Genomic DNA, 23814 nt, shown 5'->3' on the forward strand with positions numbered 1-23814 from the left:
AGTGGGCATGCCCGATTTCGTCGGAAGCTACAGGCTCCGGCCAGCGGCGGCCGGGGCCTCCGCAGCAGCCGTGTCCCCGGCCGGGGTGCCGGCGTCGGTATCGGCGGCCGGGGTGCCGGCGTCGGTATCGGCGGCCGGGGTGCCGGCGTCGGGCTTGAGGGCAGCGTGCCCGCGGTAGCGCCAGAGTCCGATTCCCACCACGACGGCGGCAAGGGCGAGGGAGAGCAGCAGTGATTCGCGGGTACTGTCCAGCACCACCATGCCCACCAGCAGCGCGACGATGCTGACGATCGCGAGCCAGGTCAGGTAGGGGAAAAGCCACATCTTCAGCTCGAGTTCCCGGGCGGCTGCGCCCATCCGGCGGCGCAGGATCAACTGCGAGACCGAAATGACCAGCCAGACGAACAAGGCGATGGCCCCGGAGGTGTTGACCAGGAACAGGAACACGGTGTCCGGGGCAATGTAGTTCAGGCCCACGGTGATGAAGCCAACCACGGTCGAGGCCAGCACGGCCCCGGCCGGAACGCCGCGCTTGGAGATCCGCATCCAGGAGCGGGGGGCGTCGCCGCGGCGGGAGAGCGAGAAGAGCATGCGGCTGGCGGTGTAGAGACCGGAGTTGAGGCAGGACAGCACCGAGGTCAGTACGACGACGTCCATGATGGTTCCGGCGCCGGGGATGCCGAAGAGTTCGATCACGGCGACATACGGGCTCTTCGCCACGGAGGCGGAGTTCCAGGGGAGCAGCGTCACCACGATGGCGATGGAGCCGATGTAGAACACCAGGATGCGCCAGACGGTGGATTTGACGGCCTTCTTGACGGCGTCGACCGGGTTCTCGGATTCGCCGGCGGCGATAGTGGCGATCTCTGCGCCGAAGAAGGAAAACACGACCACGAGAATGCCGGCCAGTACCGCGCCGGGACCGTTGGGCATAAAGCCGCCCTTGCCGGTCAGGTTGTCCAGTCCCGGGGCGGGAACGCCGGGGATGAGGCCCAGGATGGCGGCGACGCCGAAGAGCAGGAACAGCACGATTGCGGCGACCTTGATGGAGGCGAACCAGAACTCGAACTCGCCGTACGACTTCACCGAGCCAAGGTTGGTCAGGGTCAGGAGGATCATCAGGGCCAGCGCCCAGACCCACTGGTCAATGCCGGGTACCCAGCGGTGCATGATGGCTGCGCCGGCCGTGGCCTCGATGCCGAGCACGATGATCCAGAACCAAGCATAGAGCCAGCCGATGCTGAATCCGGCCCAGCGGCCCAGCGCCTTGTCGGCGTAGGTGGAGAACGATCCGGTCTCCGGGTTCGCGGCTGCCATCTCGCCCAGCATGCGCATGACCAGGATGACCACGATTCCCGCCGCCAGGTAGGCCACCAGGATGCCCGGGCCGGCCTGCTGGATTGCGGCACCGGAACCGACGAAGAGGCCCGCGCCGATGACGCCGGCGATGGCGATCATGGACAGATGCCGTGGTTTCAGGGATTTGGAGAGTTGCTGGTCAGCCTGCATGAAGCGCCGTCCTTCTTGGGTGGTGTGGGTCCGTGCCGCCGCGCCGGCGATGCCGGGAGGGATGTGCGGCGGACCACAATGTCGTTTCACCCTAGACCGCGCCAGAGAGGCTCCGTTCTGTGCAGTCATACAGATTACGCACGCAAAATTGGGACGGAGCTCCAGCATTAGAGCCTCCCAGGCAAGAGCTGTTGCCTGGGAGGCAATTCAGAAATGTGCCTGAAACCACTGCTTCAGGCCAAAGGCTCCGGCTAGATGTCCCGCTTCTTGAGCAGGATGGCGGCGAGCACCAGCGGAATGACCACCCAGGCGCCGAGGACCAGGGCGGCCTGCCAGGCTTCCAGCGTGTCCGGTAGATGCTTGGTGGCGGTCAGCGGTTCCAGGGTGTTCGAAGGGATGAATTTGCGCAGTTCGGCGACGAAGTCGCCCTGGATGATCTGCAGCGCGATCGGCAATACGAAGAAGATGCCCACGAGTGCCATGATGCCGCCGGCGGAATTCCTGATCAGGGCTCCGAGGGCCATGCCGATCGCAGCGACGGCGGCAACGTAGGCGCTGTTGATCAGCAGGGTCCGGTAATAGTCACCGCTGGAGACGTCCAGGGTGTGGCCGTACTCGTCCAGGATAGGCACCGCCACCAGCCCGGCGAGGTAGAGGGAGACTGCACTCACCAGGAAGGCGGAGACCACGACGACCAGGAGCTTGGCCACGAAGGCAGGGATCCGCTTGGGGACGGCGGTGAAGGTGGACCGCGCCATTCCCGTGGTGAACTCGGAACTGATAAGCAGGACGGCCAGCGAGCCGAGGATCAGCTGTGCGAAGGCTATACCGGCGCTGGGCGCGGAAGCCGCAATGTCGCCCTGGGCAGCCAGCGCGGCGGAGCGCTGCGGATCCGATCCGGAAGCCTGCAGCGCCTGGCCTATTCCCCAGGCCGCCAGCGCGCCGACCCCAACGATGACGATGACCGTGGCAGCGAGCAGGATCAACGTGGACAGCAGGGTGCGGAACTTGATGGCCTCGGAGTTGAGGACCCGCAAGAAGCTGGGGCCTGGACCGGCGCTGAGGCTCCCGCCCGCCCCGCCGTTTGCCTGGTTGTGCGCAGCGCCGGAGTGCGCGCCGCGGCCCGAAGGGTTGGGTTCAAGACTGGTCGAGCTCATGGCCTAGTTGCCTCCGGACTGGGTGGGGGCGCTGGCGCCCGCGGTGATCAGTGAGTGGTACTCGACCTCATCCTTAGTCAGTTCCATATAGGCCTCCTCGAGGCTGGCCTGAAGCGGGGTGAGTTCGTAGATCATGATGTGGTTGTCGAGCGCGGTGCGTGCGATTTGCCGCGGTTCCATACCCGCGACCTCAAGGAGTTCGTGGTCCTGCACCTGAACGGTGGCTCCGCCGTCGGCCAGCAGGCGCATGAGCTGGTCCTGCTGGTCGGTGCGTACGCGGGTGCGCCCCTGTCCCTTGCCGGTGATGATCTCCTGGATCGGGGCGTCGGCGATGATCCGGCCGCGTCCGATCACGATCAAATGGTCCGCGGTGACTGCCATTTCGCTCATCAGGTGGCTGGACAGGAACACGGTCCGGCCCTCGGAGGCCAGGTATTTGACCAGGTTGCGGACCCAGACCACCCCTTCCGGGTCAAGGCCGTTGACCGGCTCGTCCAGGATGATTGTCTGCGGGTCGCCGAGCAGTGCGGCGGCGATCCCGAGGCGCTGGCCCATGCCGAGGGAGAAGCCGCCCACCTTCTTCCGGGCGACCTCGGCCAGTCCCGTCATCTCGATGACGTCGTGCACGCGCTTTTTCGGAATACTGTGCGTGGCGGCCATGGCCAACAGGTGGTTGTAGGCCGAGCGGCCGGTGTGGACGGCCTTGGCGTCGAGCAGGGCGCCGACATCCCGCAGCGGGGCATGGTGCCGGTCAAAGGGCACCCCGTTGACCGTGACGGATCCCGACGTCGGCCGGTCCAGTCCCATGATCATGCGCATCGTGGTGGATTTGCCGGCACCGTTGGGGCCCAGGAAGCCAGTAACCCGGCCCGCCTCCACGGTGAAATTGACTCCGGCGACGGCGGTTTTGTCGCCGTATACCTTGGTCAGGCCTCGTGCTTCGATCATGGAAGCGTTCCTTTGCGTCGCGTGTGGTTGTGTAATCCCCACGCTACCGACGCCGAAGCGCGAATGTGCCGCTTTTAAGGGTTGTTTCAGGGCTCAATCAGGGTAAACCGCAGGGATAACTCCGGCTCAGCCCTCCTGCTTAGGGGAGTAGTACACCAGCCCGCCACGCTTGACCGAGAACTCGACGGCACGGACGCCGGGCATGACTTCGCCGTCCACCGCCAGCACCATTGTGGTGTCACCCGGTTCGACCCGGATGCGGCTGGCTTCGCGCAAATGCGTGATCCGGGAGGTCGCCACAGTGCCGGTCAGCACGGACCAGAGCAGGCGGAGGCGGGCAAAGGATTCGTCCGCGGTGATCATGCGCAGGTCCAGGACGCCGTCGTCCAGCACCGGCCGGACCAAGGGGGCGTGGTCACGGGGGTAATAGCGCCCGCGGCCGACGTAGAGGATCCAGAGCTTGTGCCGCACCCCGTCCACGATCAGGGTGCTCGGGGTACCCGCGGCGAAGGTCCGGAACATGGCAACGACCCCTGCCAGTGGCTTTCCCAGCGCGGGCTGGAGCTGCTCCCGGCGGCGCACCAGGTTCGGGTACAGGCCGATGCTGGCGGTGTTCAGCATGGAGAGCTCCAGCTTCTCCGGGCTGTCCGGCAAGCCCCGTTCGACCGCTACGTGCCCAATGTCGGCCCGCGCCGCCTCTCCCTTCGCTGCTGCCTCCACGGCATCCCGCAGGCTGCCGGTGCCGGCGTCCCGGGCGAAATGGTTGAGGGTTCCCCCCGGCAGCACGAGCAGCGGCAGGGAGTGCGCGACGGCGGCCGCGGCGGCGGTGCCCACCGTCCCGTCCCCGCCCCAGACGCCCAGCGCCACGACGCCGGGATGCGTTGCCACCGCCTCAATTTCGGCTGCAACGTCCTCGTCCGGCCCGATCTCCTTTATATACGCCTTAGGGAATATTTTTTGCAGGGCGTCGGCGGTTTCGTCGGCGTAGGACCCGCCGAGTGTGTTGACCGCGATGCCGAGCCCTTCGCCGTCGGGCAGCGCGGCGGCCTCGACGGGAGTGCGCCTGACAGCGGGGAACGGGGGCCGGACCGGCCACCACTTCCGCGTCACGAGGGCGGCACCGGCGCCGATCGCGGAGCCGAAGACGACATCCGAGGGCCAGTGCGCACCGGTGTGGACGCGGGAGTAGGCGACCCCCGCGGCAAGGGGCGCGACGGCGGCTCCGAGAGCGGGCCGGACCAGGCCCACCCCCAGGGCGAAGGCGGCGGCCGAAGCGGAATGGCCCGAGGGCATGGAGGAACTGGTCGGCTGAGGATGAACGAAGCGGAAAACCGGCAGATGCTCGGGCAGCGGCCGGGCCCGCGGCAGCAGGGTCTTGAAGACCAGATTGGTCACCGCGGACGCAACGCCCTGCGCCAGGACCCCGTGCAGGGCCGCGCGGCGGGTTTTACCGGGGAACAGGGCCATCGCACCGGCGATCCCGAACCAGAGCTTGCCGTTGTTGGCGGCCGCGGAGAGCCGCCGGAAAAAGTCGTCGTGGCCGCCGCCGGGCAGCCCGGAGACGGACCGGACAAGTTTGCGGTCCAGCCGCTCAAGCCGGCGCGGCGTTTTCCCCAGTAGGCTTCGCATTTCCCCACCTTACTGCGGGGCGCCGTTAGGATGAGGCGATGACCCGAGTGCTGGATCCCCGGCGTTTGCCCACAGGCCGTGTCCTCGCGGCCAGCACTGCGATGCTGACCGTCGCCGCGGTGCTCGGGGGCCTACTGGCCGCCAACGTCGCCCGGCCGCCCTTCCAGGGCCTGGACCAGGGCTGGGCCGGCTTCATCACCGCCCTGCACAGCCCGTTCTGGGACGGCACGAACGCTTTCCTCAACGTCGCCGGCTACCGCGGCGTGCTGGTGCTACACGGGTTGCTGGTTATCGCGCTCCTGCTCCGCCGGAGACCCCACGCGGCCGTGTTCAGCGCCGCGGCCGGTGCAGCCGTGCTCATCGTCACCCAGGTCCTGAAGGCGGGCCTGCTCCGCGAGCGGCCGCATAACACGGTGGTGCTGACTGACACCGGCTCGTTCCCGTCCGGGCACGTGGCCACCACCACGGCCTTTGTCCTGGTGCTGGCGCTCCTGATGCCGAAGGCCTGGACCTGGTTGCTGGCCTCGGCCGGAACCGTGGCCATGATGGTCAGCCGGACCTACCTCTCGGCGCATTGGCTGACGGACACGGTGGGCGCCGTCTGCCTGGCCGCGCCCGTGGTGTTGCTGCTTTGGCTCGGCTACCAGAACGTCTGCCTCCGGGAAAACGCTGACGCGAGGCGGCTGCTTAGCTGGCGCGCACGGGCCGCGCGGCGCCGGCGAGCAGCAACGCAACCAGAATCGGCACCCCGATAGCCAGCAGCGCCGGGCGGATCCCGGTCAGGTCGCCGAGGTAGCCCAGCAGCGGGGGTCCGGCAAGGAACGCGATGTAGCCGAGGGTGGACACCACGGACACCCGGGCGGCAGCGTGCCGGGGATCGTCGGCCGCGGCGGACATGCCCATCGGAAAGGCGAGGGCCGCACCCACACCCCACAGGGCGGCGCCCGCCGTCGCGAGCCAGATGTTGCCGGCGAAGACGAAGAATCCCAGCCCGGCTGCGGCGGCAGCCATGCTTGCCCGCAGCACGGCGACCCGCCCATAGACGTCAATCGCCCGGCCGCCGAAGAAGCGCATCGCGGTCATCGCCAGCACAAAGACCGCGAACAGCAGCGCGCCGGTGGACTGCTCGGCACCGAGGCCGTCGACGGACGCCTTGGCGATCCAGTCGTTGCCCGCGCCTTCGGTCAGGGTGGCGCCGAGGACGACGACGCCGATCAGCAGGGTGCGGCCGTCCCGCCACGCCGTGCCGGCGCGCGGCGGAGGGGCGTCGCCGGCGGCGGGGGCCGGCGCGGGTGTGTGCGGAAGGAAGTAGCGCGGCGCGAGTTGCGCCGCCAGGGCCACCAGCACGGCGATCACCAGCAGGTGGGCGGGGAGGCCGACGCCCAGCTGGGAAAGCCCAGCACCTGCCAAGGCACCTACGAACGCGCCGCCGCTAAAGGCAGCGTGGAACTGGGGCATGATGGTCCGGCCCAGCCGGTGTTCGACGTCGGCACCCTCAATGTTCTGGGACACGTCCCAGAGTCCGATGCCGATGCCGAAGAAGAAGAGCGAGACGGCGGTTCCCGCCACGGATCCGCCGTTGAGGGAGAGTGCGATGCCGACGCCGGCGGCGGCCGCGAGCAACCCGGCGGCGCGCACGGTGTTGCCCGTTCCCAGCCTGCCGACCACCCACCCGGCCGTCGGCAGGGCGGTCAGCGAGCCGACCGCGACGCAGAGCAACAGGCTACCCATCTGCCCGGAGCTGAGGTGCAGGGTCTCGGTGACCGCCGGGATGCGGGCGGCCCAGCTGGCGAACACGAGTCCATTGATCCCGAAGATCAGGAACGTCGCCGCGGCCGCTGCCTTCAGTTGCGGGGCGGTTGAGGTCCGGGTCATACGATCACTGCTTCCACTGAGTTTTGGGCAAGGAGGGTGAGTTCGGAGTCTGCCGTCAGCGGGCTCGCTCGACGCGCTTCTCGTCCCACACCGGCTCGGCCGACTCGTAGACCTTGCCGTCCGAGCCGAAGACCAGGAAACGGTCGAAGGTGCGGGCGAACCAGCGGTCGTGGGTGACGGCCAGGACTGTGCCCTCGAAGTGGTCGATGGCCCGTTCCAGCGCCTCGGCCGAGTGCAGGTCAAGGTTGTCCGTGGGCTCGTCGAGCAGCAGCAGGGTGGCGCCGGAGAGCTGCAGGAGCAGAATCTGGAACCGGGCCTGCTGGCCGCCGGAGAGCGATTCGTATTTCTGCTCCGACTGGGCTGCCAGGCCGTAGCCGTCCAGCGCACCCGCGGCGGCCTCGCGGCCGAGTCCGGAGCGGTGTTCGTCGCCGCGGTGCAGGATCTCCAGCAGGGTCTTGCCGAGCAGGTCGGGGCGGACATGCGTCTGGGCGAAGAAGCCGGGCCGGATTCGGGCGCCGAGTTTCACCGTGCCCTCGTGCGGAACCTCCGCGATCTCGACGTCGGACACGGGCAGGTGCTCGCGCTCCGGGTCGGTGCCGCCGGTCGCGAGCAGGCGCAGGAAGTGGCTCTTGCCGGAGCCGTTGGAGCCGAGCACACCGACGCGGTCACCGAACCAGACCTCGGTGGAGAACGGCTTCATCAGCCCGGTGAGCTCCAGCTTCTCGGCCACGATCGCGCGCTTGGCGGTGCGGCCGCCCTTGAGCCGCATCTGCACATTCTGCTCGATCGGCAGCGCTTCGGGCGGGCCGGCCTCGAGGAACTTTGCCAGCCGGGTCTGCGCGGCGTGGTACCGGTTGGCCATGTCGGAGCGGAACGCGGCCTTGTTCTTGTACATGTTGACGAGTTCCTTGAGCTTCACGTGCTCCTCGTCCCAGCGCTTGCGGAGTTCCTCGAAGCGGGCGTTGCGGTCCGCGCGGGCGTCAACGTAGGAGCCGAAGCCGCCGCCGTGGATCCAGGCGCCGGCGCCGTTGATGCCCGGTTCCAGGGTCACGATGCGGCCTGCGGCGTTGTTCAGCAGCTCGCGGTCGTGGCTGATGAAGAAGACGGTCTTCTTGGAGTCGTTGAGCTTGGCCTCGAGCCAGCGCTTGCCGGGTACGTCGAGGTAGTTGTCCGGCTCGTCGAGCAGCAGCAATTCGTCGGGACCGGCGAACAGCGCCTCCAGGACCAGGCGCTTCTGCTCTCCGCCGGAAAGGCTCGACGCCGGCCGGTGCTGCGCGCGCTCGAACGGCAGGCCGAGGGCGGCCATGCAGACCTCGTCCCAGACGGTTTCGACGTCGTAGCCCCCGGCGTCGCCCCAGTCCACGATCGCCTGCGCGTACTGCATCTGGGTGGGTTCGTCGTCGTGCTCGATCATCGCCAGCTCGGCCTCGTCCACGGCGCGCGCGGCCGCCGCCAGCGCAGGCGGAGCGGCGGACACCAGCAGGTCACGGACCGTGGAGTCGTCCCGCACCTGGCCCACGAACTGGCGCATGATGCCCATGTTCCCGGAACGGCCGACCACGCCCTCATCCGGCACGAGATCGCCGGAAATGATCCGGAACAGCGTCGTCTTACCCGTTCCGTTCGGTCCGATCAGTGCGGTCTTGGTGCCGTCCGGGACCTTGAAGGTCACCCCGTTGAGCAGCTGGGTGCCGTCGGAGAGGAAGTAGTCGATGCCGGAAACGTCAATATGAGCCACACAGCAATCTTCCCACGCCGGGCCTGCCCGGGCCGGGYGTCAGCCGGCGGCGGTGAGGAAGTCCTTGAGCAGCGGCCCCGACGTGGTGGCACCGAGGCCGCCGTCCTCCACGAACACGGCGACGGCGAGGTCCCCGTGAACCGCGACGATCCAGGCGTGCGTCTTCGGCGGGTTGTCCTTGCCGAATTCGGCCGTGCCGGTCTTGGCGCCGACGGGGGCGCCGGGCACGTCGGCGAGGAAACCGGCGTGGCCCGAGGTCACCACGGCACGCATCATGTCCGCCAGGGAGGCAGCTTCCGCGGCAGTAACCGGCGTGCCGGAGGCCTTGGCGGGAGCCGGCGCCGACGTCGAGGGTGTCACCGTCGGGCCCGCCGACGGCGTGGGGCTCCCTGCCGCCGCGGCGTTCGGGTTGAGCACCAGCTGCGGTGACACCGGCGCTCCCTTGGCCACTGAACCGGCCATGACGGCGGCGGACAGCGGGGACAGCAGCACCTTGCCCTGGCCGATCATGGAGGCGGCGTGTTCGGTGCCCTCGGCCTCGCCCGGAACGGAGCCCAGGAAGGCGGCCGCGCCCAGCTTCGGCGCCTCCACGGCAACACCGAGGGAGGTGGCCGCGGACTCCAGCTGGGCCTGGCTGACCTTGCCCCGGGCGTTGATGAAGGCCGTGTTGCAGGAGTGGGCGAAGGCGTCGCGCAGGGTCACGGACCCCAGGGACGTGGCGGGGTAGCCTTCGGCGTTCTTGAACTTCCGGCCGTCCACGGTGAGGGTGGGCGGGCAGTCGACTTTGCTGTCCGGGGTCATGCCGTTGCGGAACATGGCGAGCGAGTCCACCATTTTGAAAATGGAGCCCGGTGCGTACTGGCCGAGCATGGCCGTGTCGTAACCGTTGCTGCCGGGGCCGGAGGCGGCGGCGAGGACCGCGCCGCTGGAGGGACGGAGTGCGACGATCGCGGACGCCGGGCCGACGTCGGCCAGCACGTCCTCGGCCAGCTGCTGAAGGCGCGGGTCCAAAGTGGTCTTGAGTGCGGTTCCGGGCTTCATCGGCTCCTGGAAGAGGATGCGGCGGCCCTTGTTGAGCAGTTCCTGCCGTTGCTCCGCGGTCAGGCCCTCGGTCTGGGCGAAGACCTGGATGCCGCTGGTTCCGCGCAGCTGGGCGTCGTACTGCTGCTGGAGGCCGCCGGTGCCGGTGGTGTCGCCGGCCCGGAGGGCGCCGCCGGACTTTTCGATTTGCTCGGCGCTGGCCTCACCGACGGTGCCGAGTACGGCCCGGGCGAAGCTGCGGGTGGGCGCCAAGGGCAGCGTGTCGGGGATGGCCCGGGCGCCCGGTATCGCAGTGATTTCCTGGTCGGTGATGGTCCGGCCGGCCTGGCGCAGGGTGATGGCCGAGACAAAGGCCGAGGGCCCCGATGCTGCGAGCTGCTTGGTGTAGGCGGCCGGGTCGACGCCCACAAGGCGGGCCAATTTGCCCGCCGAGGCTGCCGGATCCGCGGATTCCAGTTGCGTTTTGTCGATGCCGACGTGCACCACCGGCCGGTAGGTGACGAGCTTTGCGCCGCCGGCGCCGAGGATGTCCGCCCGCTGCGGGGAATCGGTCGCGGTACCGAGCACTTCGGTTTCGGCGAGGCTGGGCACCAGCAGCTCGGGGCTCCAGACCGTCTCCCACTTCCCGTCCGCCTTCTTCAGCTGCGCGGTGACGGTGTACTTCCACTCACCCGCGCCGATCTTCCAGCTGTAGTCCAGCGGGACCGTGGCGGTGTCCTTGTCCAGCTTCAGTTCCCCGGCCGCGATGGCGGGTTTGGCCGGGTCGAGGGCCTTGAAGACCGCCTTGAGCCGCTCGTTCGCCTCGCCGGAGTCCTTGCCGTCGAATGCCACGGTGCCGACGTCGAGTGCGGCGACTGCCGATGCAAGCTGTTTCGCTGCGTCCTGCGCGCCGGACCGGCCGTCGTCGCACGCCACCAGCGAGGCGCCAAGGACCAGACCGACAAGAGCGAGCGAAAGCTTCTGAATTTTCCCCATGGCGCCATTATGCCCCGAGCCAGGGACAGGCCCGTGTCACAGGGACTGCCGCGGCTAGCCCCGCCGGATGATCCGCCGCTGCGCCGCCACGGCAATGGCCGCGGTCCGGTTGTCCACGCCAAGCTTGCCGTAGATGTGCACGAGGTGTGTCTTCACCGTCGCTTCGGAAATGAAGAGCTGCCTGGCGATGGCCCCGTTCCCCAGGCCGGTTGCCAGTAGTTCGAGGAGCTGGATCTCGCGGGCGGAAAGGGCCGGCTCGGGGTTCCGGATCCGCCCCAGCAGGCGTGCGGCCACTTCCGGGGCCAGGGCTGTCTGGCCCGCCGCGGCGGCCAGCACCGCCTGGCGGATCTGGTCCGGCGGCGCGTCCTTGAGCATGTACCCGCTCGCGCCGGCTTCCACCGCGGCGAGGATGTCCGCGTCGGAATCAAAGGTGGTGAGGATCAGCACCGGCGGAGGCGGCGTCCCGGCCTCGCCGGCCTTGATCTTGCCCGTCGCGGTGACCCCGTCCATGCCGGCGCCCATTTGCAGGTCCATGAGCACGACGTCGACCGGCTCGCCCAGCGTGTGCAGCCGCCCGAGCGTGGCCAGGGCGGCGGCGCCGTCGGCGGCCTCGGCGGCGACGCTGATGCCCTCAAAATCGGTGAGCATGGCGCGCAGTCCGGCCCGGACAACGGGATGGTCGTCGACCAGCAGGACGCGGATTTCGTTCACTGTTCTTCCCTTCCGAGCGGCAGCCGGATGGCCACCACCGTACCTTCCCCGGGCGCGGACTCGAGGTCGAGGGTCCCGCCCAGTGCCGCGACCCTCCCGCGCAAGGACTGCAGCCCGAAGCCCGATCCGTCCCCCCGGACCGGCACCGCCGAGGGGTCGAAGCCGGAACCGTCGTCGAAAATGTCCATCGCCACTTCGGCGCCCAGGAAGGAGAGCGTGAGGACCGCGTTGCCGGCGTTGGCATGGCTCCGCACGTTGGCGAGGCTGGCCTGGGCGGCACGGAGCAGCGTGGTCCGGTACGGGTTGGGAAGTTCCGCCGGAGCGCCGTCGATTTCAAGCCTGCAGCGCAGGGCGTTGCCTTGGGCGGCCGCCTCCGCTTCCGTCGTTGCGCACAGGCGCCTGAGGCTGTTGACCAGCGAGTCCTGTTCCAGTTCCGGGGACTGCAGGCCGCGGACAAAGTTGCGGGCTTCGGCAAGGTTGGCGGCCGCGGTGTCCTGGACGGTCCGGAGCCGGCTCCTGGCCGCTGCCAGATCCCCGGTGTCCAGCGCGTGCTCGGCCGAACGTCCCATCAAAACGATGCTGGAGAAACCCTGGGCGAGGGTGTCGTGGATTTCCCGGGCCAGCCGGGTCCGCTCGGCCACGGTTCCGGCGTCGTGCTGGCTGCGCGCCAGCTCCGCGCGGGTGCGGCGCAGCTCCTCAGCGGCGAGCCGCTGGTTTTCTGCCTCCAGGTACAGGGCCCGGTAGGCCAGGCCGGTGACGACGGCGAAGGCTGCTCCGAACGCGGGGCCGAGCAGCATGGGCAGTTGCAGGGCGGTTTCCGGACCGCCGTTGTGCAGCCACAGCGCGATGACCACCAGCAGGGTGCTGGCGGCGATCGCTGGCAGTGCCGCACGGCGGGGCAGCACGTGCAGTTGCAGGAAGAACAGCGGGAAGGCCAGCCAGACGAAGTCTGCGCTGCCCCAGACCAGCAGCAGCCACAGCAGGCAGACCGCGCCCAGCCACCACGTGGAGTAGGGCCGCGGATCGAAGCGTCCCGGCCGGACGGAGTGGCGTTTCTCCAGCACGGTGCCGGCCAGATACACCCCTGCAAGGCACAGGACCAGGACCAGGCTGAGCCATCCGGCCCGGTCCAGGCCGGCGGCCAGCAGCCTGGCCAGCGCCACGAGCAGCAGCACAGCGAATCCCACATGCAGGCTGACCCGCAGGACCCGCAGGATGACCGCTGCACCGGTGCCTTCTCCCGCTGCCCCGCTGCTTCCGCCGTCCATGGTTTCAGCCTAGCCGCGGCACCGCCGGCCGCACCCCGCGAAGGCGCCCAAAACGCCGCCGCCGGACCAGGATCAACCAATTGGTTGATCCACGCACCAACCAAACGGCCGCGGCGGACCATCCGGAGGCCCGATGGAACAGACGCCGCGCACCGGGAGAGTGGAAGCGAGGCCAACCACCACCAGAAAAAGGACACCCATGTTTCTCGCCATCCGCGATATCCGCTTCGCCAAGGGCCGCTTCGCCCTGATGGGCGGCGTCGTAGCCCTCATCACCCTGCTGCTGGTGCTGCTCTCCGGCCTGACGGCCGGACTCGGCAACCAGTCGACCTCCGCCATCGCCGGCCTCCCGGCGGACCAGCTGGCCTTCGGCGCCCCCGCCGGCAGCAGCCCCGAGGCCTCCTTCACCGAATCCGAGGTCACCGGCGCGCAGGTGGCCAGCTGGTCCGCCCGCGACGGCGTCAGCGCCGCCGAGGCACTGGGCATCAGCCAGGGCCGGCTGCAGGGCCTTGGCGCCGGGGGAGTCCCTGCCGGCACGGCGAACGTCGCCGTGTTCGGCGTCGGCGGCGGCAGTGCCCTCTCCCCGGCCCCGGTGGCCGAGGGCACCGTTGCGGTCGGGGCCGGGCTGGCCAAGGAACTGGACCTCGCCCCCGGCAGCCGGGTCTCGGTGGGCGGCACCGAGCTGTCGGTATCGGCTGTGGTGCCGGACCAGTGGTACTCCCACACCGGCGTCGTCTGGACCACGCTGGGGGACTGGCGGAAGCTGGCCCACCTGGCCGGGAAGGACGCCCTCGGCACCGTGATCGCGGTCAGCTTCGACGGCGGCGCCAAGGTCGACGTCGCCGCCGCCAACGTCGCGGCCGGAACAGTCAGCACCACCCGGGACGGCTCGTTCCAGGCGCTCGGCTCCTACCGCAGCGAAAACGGTTCGCTCATGCTCATGCAGGCGTTCCTCTACGGCATCTCCGCCCTGGTCATCGTGGCCTTCCTGACCGTCTGGACAGTGCAACGGACGCGGGATATCGCCGTGCTCAAGGCGCTGGGCGGTTCCTCGGCCTACGTGTTGAAGGACGCCATGGTGCAGGCTGCGGTCGTGCTCGTGGCCGGGGCGGCTGTGGGGGGAGTCGCCGGCGTGCTCGGAGGTTTGCTGGCCGCCGGTGCCGCCCCGTTCCTCACCACCCCGCAAACCACGCTGCTGCCGGTCGCCGGGATCGTGCTCCTGGGCCTGGCCGGCGCTGCCCTGGCGGTGCGGGGCATCACGCGCGTCGACCCCCTGCTGGCGCTCGGCGGCAACTAACCATTCCCTACCCACTCCGCTCGGCACTCAAACATTCCTTGAAAGGCATATCTATGGAAACCGCCCTGAAACTAAGCAACGTCACGCTCGAATATCCCGACGGCGAGGAAATCCTGCGGGCGCTCGACGACGTCAGCCTGGAGGTCCGCCGCGGCGAATTCGTCTCGCTGGTGGGACCGTCAGGTTCCGGAAAGTCGTCGCTGCTCGCCGTGGCCGCGACCCTGGTCCGGCCCACCGAAGGGTCCGTCGTTGTGGCGGGCCACGACGCCGGCGCCCTCCCGGATGCCGGGCTGACCGCACTCCGACGGGACAGCATCGGCATCATCTTCCAGCAGCCGAACCTCCTTCCGTCCCTGACCGCGGTTGAACAGCTCCTGATCGCCGCCCACCTGCGGACCGAGCCGCTCCACGAGGCGCGGCAAAAGGCCGCGGACCTGCTGGGCCGGGTTGGCCTCGGATCGGTGCTCGACAAGCGCCCGCACCAGCTTTCCGGCGGACAGCGCCAGCGGGTCAACATTGCCCGGGCCTTGATGGCCAGCCCTGCGGTACTCCTTGTCGATGAGCCGACGGCGGCGCTGGACCACGACCGGAGCGAGGAGATTGTCCGGCTGCTGCGCCGGGTGACGGACGAGTTCGGCGTGGCGACCCTGATGGTCACGCATGACACCGGAATGGTTTCCTACACCGACGCCGTGGCCACGATGCGCGATGGCCGTCTCTCCGCGGCCGGAGTTCTCGCCCCGGCGCCGTAGCCGCTGCTTAGCCCCTAGTTAGGGGCTCCCCAGCCCGGGAACCGGCATGCCAAACACGTCTTTCAGGGCATACCTGGCGGCGTGGAAACCGGGCATTCCGGTCACGCCGGGGCCGGGAGGTGTCGACGAGGAGCACAGGTACACACCCGGGAGCGGTGTGCGCCACGGCACGGTGCTCAGGACCGGCCGCCGAAGCAGGCCGCGCAAATCCATGGCACCGGCGCTGAAGTCGCCGCCGACGTAGTTTTCGTTGTAGCCGCCGAGTTCCGCCGCCGTCGTTACCCGGCAGGCCACCACCAGCTCCCGGAAGCCTGGGGCGAAACGTTCCAACTGGGCCGTGACGGCCTCTCCCATGTCCACAGTCGAGCCGGCGGGAACGTGGCAGTAGCTCCAGAGGATGTGCCGGCCGGCGGGGGCCCGGCCGGGATCGAACCGGGAAGGCTGGGAGACCAGGACATAGGGCCGTTCCGGGTGCCGGCCGGCAGCCACCAGGCGTTCCGCCTCCGCCGTCTCGGCCCGGGTTCCGCCTACGTGCACGGTGCCGGCGTCGGCCAGTTCCGGGGCGGCCCACGGCACCGGACCGGACAGGATGAAATCGACCTTGCAGGCGGCATTACCGAAGCGGAAGGACTGGAGCGCACGGCGGTAGCGGGAGGGCAGGCGGAACCCGGCAAGCCGGAGCAATCCGGGCGGAGCGACGTCCAGCAGGGTGGCCCGGACCGGAGGCAATTCCGCCAGCGATCCGATCCGTGTCCCGGTCTGCACCACGCCGCCATGGGCCTCGATGTCGGCCACCATCGCCTGGGCGATGGACGCCGAACCGCCCACCGGGACGGGCCAGCCGCCGGCGTGCCCCAGTGCGCTCAGCAGCAGGCCGGCGCCGGCCGCGGGCAACGTCGGCAGGGGGGCCACGGCGTGCGCGGCAACCCCGCTGAGCAGGGCCGGCGCCAGCTCTTCCCGGAACCTCGCGCCCCACCAGCGGGTGCCCTGCTCGAGGGTCCGCAGTCCGAACATCGCGGCCGCCAACGGGTCCCGCGGTATCCGGAGCAGCTGGTTCAGGGTGAGGTCGGCGACGCCGTCGGGCCGGTCCAGCAGGGGCGCCATGAGCCTTCGGTAGGCCGCGCCGTCGCGCCCGAGGCCCGCTGCCGTCCGCTCCAGCGAGCGGTAACCCAGCGCCGCCCGGCCGCCGTCGAGGGGCGCGCCGTGGGAGAGCTCGGGTACCACCATCCGGATCCGCTCGGACAGCTCAAACTTTCGGAAGAAGGGCGAGGCAAGGGCCATCGGGTGCACCGCGGAGCACACATCGTGGAAGTGTCCAGGCTCCATCAACTCGGAGGTCCGGAGCCCTCCACCAACGGAAGGGGCCGCCTCGTAGACGTGTACCGCCAGCCCCGCGCGGGCCATCGTGACTGCGGCCGCCAGCCCGTTCGGACCGGAACCAACGACGGCGACGTCAGGCATGGGAATCAGGCGTCCGCATGGGCGCGCCGCCACGGCAACACGGAGGCCGCTGGTCGCCGGAGGTCCAGCCGCAACCAGTCGGCGGCGCCGTCAAACGGGCCGCCGTGCGGATCATCAACGCCCCCGCGGCGGATGACGTCATAGCCGGGGTCGCAGATGTCCCACACCACACGGACCATGAGGTAGCCGGTGGCGAGCATGTGCGCCACGACGGCCAGGACGTAGTACGGCATGTCGATGTTGTGCTGGGTGGGCCCTCCGCTGGTGACCTGGCCCAGGTACATCCAAATGGCAGCCCAGTGCAGGCCCTCGATGGCCTGCCAGATCAGGAAGTCCCGCCACCGGGGCCGCGCCAGCGCCAGCAGCGGGATCAGCCAGATCACAAACTGCGGCGAGTACACCTTGTTGGTGAGGATGAAGGCGGCGACGATCAGGAACACGAGCTGCGCCAACCTCGGCCTCCGGGGTGCCGCGAGGGCCAGCGCCCCGATCAGCACGCAGGCAAGCAGGAAGAGGTTGAGGGCGGCGCTGTTGATGGTCTCGGCCTGCAACGGCATCCAGCCCAGGCGGCCGGCCACCAGATTGAAGGCAAACCAGGGGGAGCTGTAGCCTGCGGGCCGGGATTCGGTGAACTGGTAGAAGTACTTCCAGCCGGCCGGGTCGACGGCGGCCGCGGGAAGATTGACGGCCAGCCAGGCCGCGACGGCGGAGCCTGCCGTGACGAGGATGGCGCGAATCTTGCCGGTGCGCAGCGCCAGCAACAGCACGGCGCCGAGGATCAGCAATGGGTAGAGCTTGGTCGCGGTGCCGAGTCCAATAAAGATGCCCGCGAGCAGCAGCTTGTTCCGGGAGAAAAAATACATGCCAAGGGCCAGGAGCGCGACCGCCCACATGTCCCAGTTGATGAAGCCGGCGAGCACGATGCCCGGGGCGAGGGCCACCATGGCGGCGTCCCAGGACCGGCGTCGGGCTGTGCGTGCGGTGGCCAGCACAGTGACGATCCAGACAGCGGCGATCAGGGTGGCGTTGACGTCGAAGTAGGCCAGCACCCGGGAGTTGTTTACGCCCTCGCCGGGAACCAGCAGCGCGGTGGCGCCGGCGATGAAGCCCATCAGCACGGGGTACTCGAAGAAGCTGCCTGCGGTAACGAAGGGGAAGGCTCCGTCGCCGAGTCCTCGGTTCCTGAACAGTTCGGGGAAATCGGAGTAGCAGGTCGCATAGAACTGTCCGGGGGATGCCCAGCCCTTGCTGCGGCAGTAGCTTTTCAGCAGGATCCCCACCAGTGCGGCCAAAACGGTGAGCAGGACGAGGACGCGTTCAACCGTGAAGAACCCGGGGGAGACGATGCCGGGGGCGGTGCGGCGGCCGAGCGGGCCGCCGATGAGTTCGGTGAAATTCCGCAGCAGCAGGTCGTTGCGGCTTGGGACTACCAGTCGGGTCCGCTTGCGGTTCTCCGGCGGCATTGTCTCCTGCATGCCTTGAGCTTACCGGGGCGGCTGCGCTGTGCGGCGGCAGGACGCCGGGCCCCGGCAGCCGGGGATGGATACGGCGGCAGGGCCGGCCGCTAAAGGGCGGTTAAAAGGGGGAGCCCACGCGTCGCCGCGTGGGCTCCTTGCGGATCGGTTCCGGTACTTGTCATCAGCGGATCAGTCCCATCTGGTGCATTGCGAGGAAGATGTCTTCGCGCCGTTGCTCAAGCAGTTGGGCGTTGAACTGCGTCCTGTCCTTGCGTACCGGCTGCGATTTGAAGATCAGCACGTCCTGCAGTTGTCGGATCATGGTGGTCACCTCCCTCCGGGGGTGTTGGCGTGAAAGCTGGTTCCCGATGCCCCGCCGGGTGGCGGTTCGGGCGGTTGGACCGGTCGCGAGAGTCACAATGGAGCCTTTCGTTGTTGTGGAACTAAAAGTAATTGGGCATGACAATTAAGGCCCTCGAAATTAGAGTGAATTCAGCCTCAATTAGGCATAGAAATGCCCGATGCTAATTGATTGTTTTCGCAAAGCGAAAGATGGGCCCCTGCTGCCGAGTGCGCAACCCCAACAAGAAGCTGGGTTCCGAACTATGGGGATGCTGCAGCTAGGGATGCTGCACTGGGATGCCGCGCTAAGCGTGCTTCCGTCGGGTCAAACCGTCCGCAGCCCATCCCCGTGGGACAGGCCTGGCAATCTTCCTGCGCCGGCCTCAGCCGGTGATGGAAGCTAGCAGGCGGGCAGTCCGACTTTCGGGCGCGCGGCAGCGTCAGAGGCCGGGGTGGCGGTGAAGGTAAACATCCATCCGCTAGTCAAAGTAATCATTTTTCCCAACCTCCTTTTCTGTCCTGCCGTGGCTCCGGCTGACAGGCCGGGCGACGCGCGCCGTGACCCTGGCAAGTCGCTCTGGGGTCAGAAATAAAAATACACCACGAATACAGTGTTTGACCACCGAATTCATAAAGTTTTTTAGAAAAACTTTCGGAAACGCAGTTTATAGGCCCCAGCGGACGATCGCGGGGGTCTTTTTGTCCCAGCCGAGCGTGCAAACTTTCGCGGTTCCGAGCACAAAGTGGCGGCCCTCGTGGGCGTCGAGTCCCAGCCAGCGCGCGGTGAGGATCCGGGAGAAGTGGCCGTGCGCCACAACCAGCACATTGTCCAAGCCGGATTCGAGCACGCGGGCCACGATCTTGTCGGCGCGGGCGGCGACGTCATCCAGACTTTCCCCGTTAGGCACCCCGTGGGTCCAGATGAGGTAGTCGGGATTGTCCTTGCGGATCAGGTCCGAACTGATGCCTTCGTACTCGCCGTAGTCCCATTCCACCGCCAGGGGTTCCTGCTGTGCGTCCGGGAATCCTGCGAGCTCAGCGGTGCGCCGGGCGCGGCGCAGCGGGGAAGTCAGCACAAGGTCGAAGTCGACGGCGTCGAGCACCTTCCGTGCCTCCACGGCCTGCTGCTCGCCTTCCACCGTGAGCGGAAGGTCGGTAAGGCCGGTGTACTGCCCGCTCTTGGACCATTCCGTTTCACCATGGCGGAGAATCCAGAGCTGGGGACGGGGGCCGTTGGAAGGTGCAATCACTTAGGACTCCTCTGTCGGGGAAACGTCGACGGCGGCAGCTTCCGGCTGCGCCGCCCACCATTCGTGCAACTTGGCTTCGGCTACGGCCGGCTCGAGCGGACCATGTTCCATCCGTTCCTCGAGCAGGAACTTGTACGCCCGGCCCACCACGGGGCCGGGCTTGAGTCCGAGCAGTGCCATGATCTGGCCGCCGTCGAGGTCGGGGCGGACGGCGTCGAGGGACTCCTGCTCGCGCAGGGCGGCGATCCGCGCCTCGAGATCGTCGTAGGCGAAGGCGAGCCGTTCTGCCTTGCGCTGGTTGCGGGTGGTCACGTCCGAGCGGGTCAGCCGGTGCAGGCGTTCCAGCAGCGGGCCGGCGTCGGTGACGTAGCGGCGGACCGCCGAGTCGCTCCAGCCGGCATCGCCGTAGCCGTAGAAGCGCATGTGCAGCTCCACCAGCCTGGCCACCGCCTTGATGGTGTCGTTGTCGAACCGCAGCGCCTTCATCCGCTTGGACGTGAGCTTGGACCCCACCATGTCGTGATGGCGGAAGCTCACCGCTCCGCCGGGCTCGAAGCGGCGGGTGGCGGGCTTGCCGACGTCGTGCATGAGGGCAGCGAACCGCAGCACAAAGTCGGGGCCGGGCACCGGACCGTCGGCCTCCGATTCCAGCGCCGCGGCCTGCTCCAGGACCTGCAGCGAGTGCTGGTACACGTCCTTATGCCGGTGGTGCTCATCGGATTCGAGGCGCAGGGCGGAGACCTCGGGCAACACGAACTCAGCCAGCCCCGTCTCAACGAGCAGGTCCACGCCGGTCCGCGGCCGGGGGGCGCAGATGAGCTTGACCAGTTCGTCGCGGACGCGCTCGGCGGAGATGATCTTGATCCGCTCAGCCATCTTCGTCATGGCTTGGCGCACGTCGTCGTGCACGGTTACGCCCAACTGCGCGGCGAAACGGGCGGCGCGCATCATACGCAGCGGGTCATCGGAGAAGGAGTCTTCCGGCGAGCCGGGGGTGGCGAGCGTAGACGAGTGCAGGTCCCGGACGCCGCCGAACGGGTCCACCAGCTCCAGGGTCGGCAGCCGCAGGGCCATGGCGTTGATGGTGAAGTCCCGCCGCAGCAGGTCATCCGTAAGCGAAGATCCAAACGCCACTACCGGCTTGCGGGATTCCGGATCGTAGGCCTCCGCGCGGTAGGTGGTGATCTCGATCTGGAAACCGGCCTTGCGCATGCCAATCGTCCCGAAGGCGCGCCCGATCTCCCAGTAGTTGTCCGCCCACTTCTTGATCAGCGCCAACGTCTGGTCCGGCGTCGCATCCGTGGTGAAGTCCAAGTCCGGCGATACCCGGCCCAGGAAGAGGTCCCTAACCGGCCCGCCGACCAGGGAGAGTTCGTGACCGGCGTCGACAAAGCGCTGCCCAAGCTCAAGGACCACCGGATCTACCTGGAAATCGACGGTGTGGGAGTCAGTCTGGTGATGTGCGTGCGCCATAGTCTCTTAAGCTTGTCAGAAATCCCGGCCAGCACCACACCAGGGCGGTCCCCGTTCCGCCGGCGTGCGCGGCGCGGACAGGCAGGCGCGCCAGTCCAGTTTTCCGCCCGGCCACTTTCCTGTCATGTTTAGGTCATCAAGTCCGGGCAAGAGTCGTTAGAGTGGACTTCATGGCCCATCCCGTACCGAGTGCTCCCGGCAGGAGGACGAACCCACCGTTGCCATCGGCAATCGGTGCCAACGTCGCGCCCGCCCCGCACCCGGGACAGGCGTCGCTGCCGACCGTCGAGGAAGTCTCCGCCGGCGGCGTCGTGGTGGACACCTCCGACGCCGAGTTGCGGGTTGCCATCATCGCCCGCCTCAACCGGGGCGGCCGCCTTGAATGGTGCCTGCCGAAGGGCCACCCCGAGGGCAAGGAAAGCAACGAGGAAGCCGCAGTCCGTGAGATTGCGGAGGAAACCGGGATCGAAGGCAAGATCCTCGCCCCGCTCGGAAGCATCGACTACTGGTTCACGGTCAGCGGGCACCGCGTGCACAAGACCGTCCACCATTTCCTCCTTCAGTCCACCGGCGGGGAACTGACCATCGAGAACGATCCGGACCAGGAAGCCGTGGACGTGGCTTGGGTTCCCATCCACGAACTCGCCCGCAAGCTCTCCTTCCCGAATGAGCGCCGCATTGCGGACCTCGCCCGGGAAGTCCTGCCCGAACACCGCTGACGCGGACCGCGGCGGCCCTGTCGCCCCGGAAGATCACGAACCCGCGCCGCCGGTGCCCGGATTACGCACAAAGCCGCGCCCGGGTGAGACGATGAAGATAATGTCTGCCGCCAAGCCCCCGTTCGAAAAGTCCGCCCCCTCCGGCCGGTCCGATTCCCAAGCCGTCCAGTCCGGAGAGGCGCGTTCGAGCGCCGTCATGGCCGCCGGGACCCTCGTTTCGCGGTTCCTGGGCTTCGCCAAGACGTGGATGCTGGCGGCCGCCCTGGGCCTGGGCTCCACCGTCAACGACACCTTCATCAATGCCAACAACCTCCCCAACTTGATCTTCCTCCTGGTGGCGGGCGGGGTGTTCAATGCTGTCCTGGTGCCCCAGATCATCAAGGCCAGCAAGGCGCCGGACCGCGGGGCGGATTACATCAGCCGCCTGCTGACGCTGGCCGTGTTGGTGCTGCTCGCGCTCACGTTGCTGGTGACGCTGCTGGCACCGTCGGTCATCCAACTGACCACCCAGGGCTATTCGCCGCAGCAGCAGGCCCTCGCGGTCTCCTTCGCGTTCTGGTGCCTTCCGCAGATCTTCTTCTACGGCCTGTACGCCCTGCTGACCCAGGTCCTCAATGCCCACGGGGCCTTCGGGCCCGCGATGTGGGCGCCGATCATCAACAACATTGTGGCGATCGCCGGGCTGGGCATGTTCATCGGCATCATGGGCGCCAACGCAACCAACCCGCACACCATCGACAACTGGGGCGCGTTCCAGACGATCCTCGTCGCCGGGTTCTCCACGATCGGAGTCGTCGCCCAGACCGCCATTCTCCTTATTCCGGTCTTCCGGCTGCGCCTGGGGCTGCGCCCGCGCTTCGGCTGGCGAGGTGTGGGCCTGGGCCACGCCGCGAAGCTGAGCGTCTGGACCCTGGCCACGGCCGCCGTCGGGCAGCTGGCATTCCTTTACGTCATGCGCATCGCCACGATCCCGGGCACTGAACGGCTACGCCTGCAGCAGGCAGGCGACCCCGCAGCGGCCAACATTCCGGGCAACGCGGTACTGGAGGTGGCCAGCCAGCTGTACCTGCTGCCGCACTCCATCATTGCCCTCTCGCTGGCCACCGTGCTGTTTAACCGGATGACCCGGGCATCCCAGGACGGGGACCGGGCCGCGCTGCGCAGTGCACTCTCCCATGGGCTGCGGACCATGGCCGTGGCAACGGTCTTCGGCGCACTGGCGCTCTTCGCGCTGGCCGGTCCGCTGGGCATGTTCTTCTCCGGCGATGTGCGCCAGGACGGCGTCATGCTGGCCCAGACGCTTACCATCCTGGCCCTCAGCACCCCGTTCATGAGCGCCAACTTCATGATGTCCCGGGTCTTCTACGCCAACGAGGATGCCCGGACCCCGTTCTTCATCCAGCTGGTGCTGGCCCTGGTCAATGTGGTGTCGGCCTTCTTCATCCAGTTCCTGCCGTTCGACCAGATCATCTTCGCGATCGCGATCCTCTACACCGGCGGCAACATCCTCTCGGTCATGGTCAGTGCCTTCTTCCTCCGCCGCCTCCTCGGGCACCTCGACGGGCCCCGGGTGGCCAGCTCCTATATCCGCATGGGCTACGCGGCGCTCGGCTCGGCAGTGGCGGGTGCCGGAGCCCTCTGGCTGATGGGCAGCTACCACGCCGACGGCTTCGCCTGGAGCAGCCGGGCCGCGGCCCTCGTGACGGTCGTCGTCGTCGGGCCCGTCATGCTCGCCGTCTACTTCGTCCTGCTCAAGCTCCTCCGGGTCACGGAACTGCAGGACCTGCTGCAGCCGCTGCTGGGCCGTCTGCGGCGCAGCGCCCCGGCCCCGGAATCAATGCCCGAAACCCGGCCTGAGACTGGCACCGAGACCGGCGCCGGTGAGGCTGCCGCCCACGAGGTTCCGGCTCCGCCGCGCCGGGTTCCGGAACGCGCCACCACGTCTGTGGACACCGGCCTGATCCCCCGGATCTCGGGCGAATTCGACGCCGCGTCGTTCCGTGCGGGGCCCGACCTTGGAGCCGGGGACAACCAGGGCTGGGCGGCCGACCGCGGCTACCTTCCGGAGGAGGAACGTCCCGGCACCGCCCAGGCCAGCCAGGGCCGGGCCGAAATTCCATTGCCGGGGCGTCGGACCTACCAGGGCCAGGCCGGCCACAACCCCTACTTCCCGTTCGACCGGCGAAGGAAAAAATGAAACCTTGCCGGTTAC

19 protein-coding genes are annotated in these 23814 nt (G+C 68.4%); 5 read left to right on the forward strand and 14 right to left on the reverse strand.

Going from position 1 to position 23814, the window contains the following annotated elements; translation table 11 throughout:
• Window positions 1–27: 27 nt before the first annotated feature.
• From AC1DK9_RS13015 to AC1DK9_RS13030, 4 genes are all read right to left on the reverse strand, one after another.
• Window positions 28–1509, reverse strand: a complete 1482-nt coding sequence (locus AC1DK9_RS13015) for an amino acid permease (protein WP_476861448.1) — start codon at window positions 1507–1509, stop codon at window positions 28–30.
• Between the two features lie 251 nt (window positions 1510–1760).
• The gene (locus tag AC1DK9_RS13020; protein ID WP_476861447.1) at window positions 1761–2666 is read right to left on the reverse strand and encodes an ABC-2 transporter permease; all 906 of its coding nucleotides are present in this window, start codon (window positions 2664–2666) and stop codon (window positions 1761–1763) included.
• A gap of 3 nt (window positions 2667–2669) precedes the next feature.
• Entirely contained in the window at window positions 2670–3614 is a 945-nt protein-coding gene (locus AC1DK9_RS13025) for an ABC transporter ATP-binding protein (RefSeq protein ID WP_476861446.1), read from the reverse strand.
• A gap of 126 nt (window positions 3615–3740) precedes the next feature.
• Window positions 3741–5243, reverse strand: coding sequence for a phosphatase PAP2 family protein (locus AC1DK9_RS13030; protein WP_476916171.1), 1503 nt, complete (start codon window positions 5241–5243; stop codon window positions 3741–3743).
• A 38-nt stretch (window positions 5244–5281) separates the two neighbouring features.
• Between AC1DK9_RS13030 and AC1DK9_RS13035 the strand changes: the two genes are divergently transcribed.
• Window positions 5282–5998: a phosphatase PAP2 family protein gene (locus AC1DK9_RS13035; RefSeq protein ID WP_476916172.1), complete on the forward strand. Its 717-nt coding sequence runs from the start codon at window positions 5282–5284 to the stop codon at window positions 5996–5998.
• On the opposite strand, the gene AC1DK9_RS13040 is transcribed toward AC1DK9_RS13035, so the two are convergent.
• Genes AC1DK9_RS13040 through AC1DK9_RS13060 form a run of 5 tightly spaced genes read right to left on the reverse strand, consistent with a single transcriptional unit; the run spans window position 5931 to window position 12851 of the window.
• Window positions 5931–7118, reverse strand: a complete 1188-nt coding sequence (locus tag AC1DK9_RS13040) for an MFS transporter (protein WP_476861443.1) — start codon at window positions 7116–7118, stop codon at window positions 5931–5933. The two genes, AC1DK9_RS13035 and AC1DK9_RS13040, sit on opposite strands and share 68 nt — an antisense overlap.
• A gap of 55 nt (window positions 7119–7173) precedes the next feature.
• Entirely contained in the window at window positions 7174–8856 is a 1683-nt protein-coding gene (locus AC1DK9_RS13045) for an ABC-F family ATP-binding cassette domain-containing protein (RefSeq protein ID WP_476861441.1), read from the reverse strand.
• 39 nt (window positions 8857–8895) lie between these two features.
• Complete coding sequence (locus AC1DK9_RS13050; protein ID WP_476916173.1) at window positions 8896–10872, reverse strand: penicillin-binding transpeptidase domain-containing protein; 1977 nt, start codon at window positions 10870–10872, stop codon at window positions 8896–8898.
• A 54-nt stretch (window positions 10873–10926) separates the two neighbouring features.
• Window positions 10927–11583: a response regulator transcription factor gene (locus tag AC1DK9_RS13055; RefSeq protein ID WP_476916174.1), complete on the reverse strand. Its 657-nt coding sequence runs from the start codon at window positions 11581–11583 to the stop codon at window positions 10927–10929.
• Window positions 11580–12851 (reverse strand): sensor histidine kinase, encoded by a 1272-nt coding sequence (locus tag AC1DK9_RS13060; RefSeq protein WP_476916175.1) that lies wholly within the window; start codon window positions 12849–12851, stop codon window positions 11580–11582. Before AC1DK9_RS13060 ends, AC1DK9_RS13055 begins: the two co-directional genes overlap by 4 nt.
• Window positions 12852–13050: 199 nt before the next feature.
• On the opposite strand from AC1DK9_RS13060, the gene AC1DK9_RS13065 reads away from it, so the two are divergent.
• On the forward strand, window positions 13051–14148 hold the full coding sequence (locus AC1DK9_RS13065) for an FtsX-like permease family protein (protein WP_476916176.1): 1098 nt from the start codon (window positions 13051–13053) through the stop codon (window positions 14146–14148).
• A 53-nt stretch (window positions 14149–14201) separates the two neighbouring features.
• Entirely contained in the window at window positions 14202–14900 is a 699-nt protein-coding gene (locus AC1DK9_RS13070) for an ABC transporter ATP-binding protein (protein WP_476916177.1), read from the forward strand.
• Window positions 14901–14918: 18 nt separating this feature from the next.
• Here the strand turns inward: AC1DK9_RS13070 and AC1DK9_RS13075 are convergent, their stop codons facing one another.
• The 5 genes from AC1DK9_RS13075 to AC1DK9_RS13095 all read right to left on the reverse strand — a co-directional run bounded on the left by AC1DK9_RS13075 (window position 14919) and on the right by AC1DK9_RS13095 (window position 20883).
• Complete coding sequence (locus tag AC1DK9_RS13075; RefSeq protein ID WP_476916178.1) at window positions 14919–16361, reverse strand: phytoene desaturase family protein; 1443 nt, start codon at window positions 16359–16361, stop codon at window positions 14919–14921.
• 5 nt (window positions 16362–16366) lie between these two features.
• Complete coding sequence (locus AC1DK9_RS13080; RefSeq protein ID WP_476916179.1) at window positions 16367–17836, reverse strand: glycosyltransferase family 87 protein; 1470 nt, start codon at window positions 17834–17836, stop codon at window positions 16367–16369.
• Window positions 17837–17999: 163 nt separating this feature from the next.
• The gene (locus AC1DK9_RS13085; RefSeq protein WP_476861433.1) at window positions 18000–18140 is read right to left on the reverse strand and encodes a hypothetical protein; all 141 of its coding nucleotides are present in this window, start codon (window positions 18138–18140) and stop codon (window positions 18000–18002) included.
• Window positions 18141–18825: 685 nt separating this feature from the next.
• Window positions 18826–19410 carry a histidine phosphatase family protein gene (locus AC1DK9_RS13090; protein WP_476861432.1) on the reverse strand — a complete coding sequence of 195 codons (585 nt, stop codon included), beginning with the start codon at window positions 19408–19410 and terminating at the stop codon, window positions 18826–18828.
• Window positions 19411–20883 (reverse strand): CCA tRNA nucleotidyltransferase, encoded by a 1473-nt coding sequence (locus tag AC1DK9_RS13095; RefSeq protein ID WP_476861431.1) that lies wholly within the window; start codon window positions 20881–20883, stop codon window positions 19411–19413. It abuts the gene before it with no gap.
• Between the two features lie 218 nt (window positions 20884–21101).
• Between AC1DK9_RS13095 and AC1DK9_RS13100 the strand changes: the two genes are divergently transcribed.
• Both AC1DK9_RS13100 and murJ read left to right on the forward strand, forming a co-directional pair.
• On the forward strand, window positions 21102–21602 hold the full coding sequence (locus AC1DK9_RS13100; protein WP_476861430.1) for an NUDIX hydrolase: 501 nt from the start codon (window positions 21102–21104) through the stop codon (window positions 21600–21602).
• Window positions 21603–21702: 100 nt separating this feature from the next.
• Window positions 21703–23799 carry a murein biosynthesis integral membrane protein MurJ gene (gene murJ, locus AC1DK9_RS13105; RefSeq protein WP_476861429.1) on the forward strand — a complete coding sequence of 699 codons (2097 nt, stop codon included), beginning with the start codon at window positions 21703–21705 and terminating at the stop codon, window positions 23797–23799.
• The last annotated feature ends 15 nt before the right edge of the window (window positions 23800–23814 follow it).

The organism is Arthrobacter sp. 01T414, assembly GCF_056398965.1.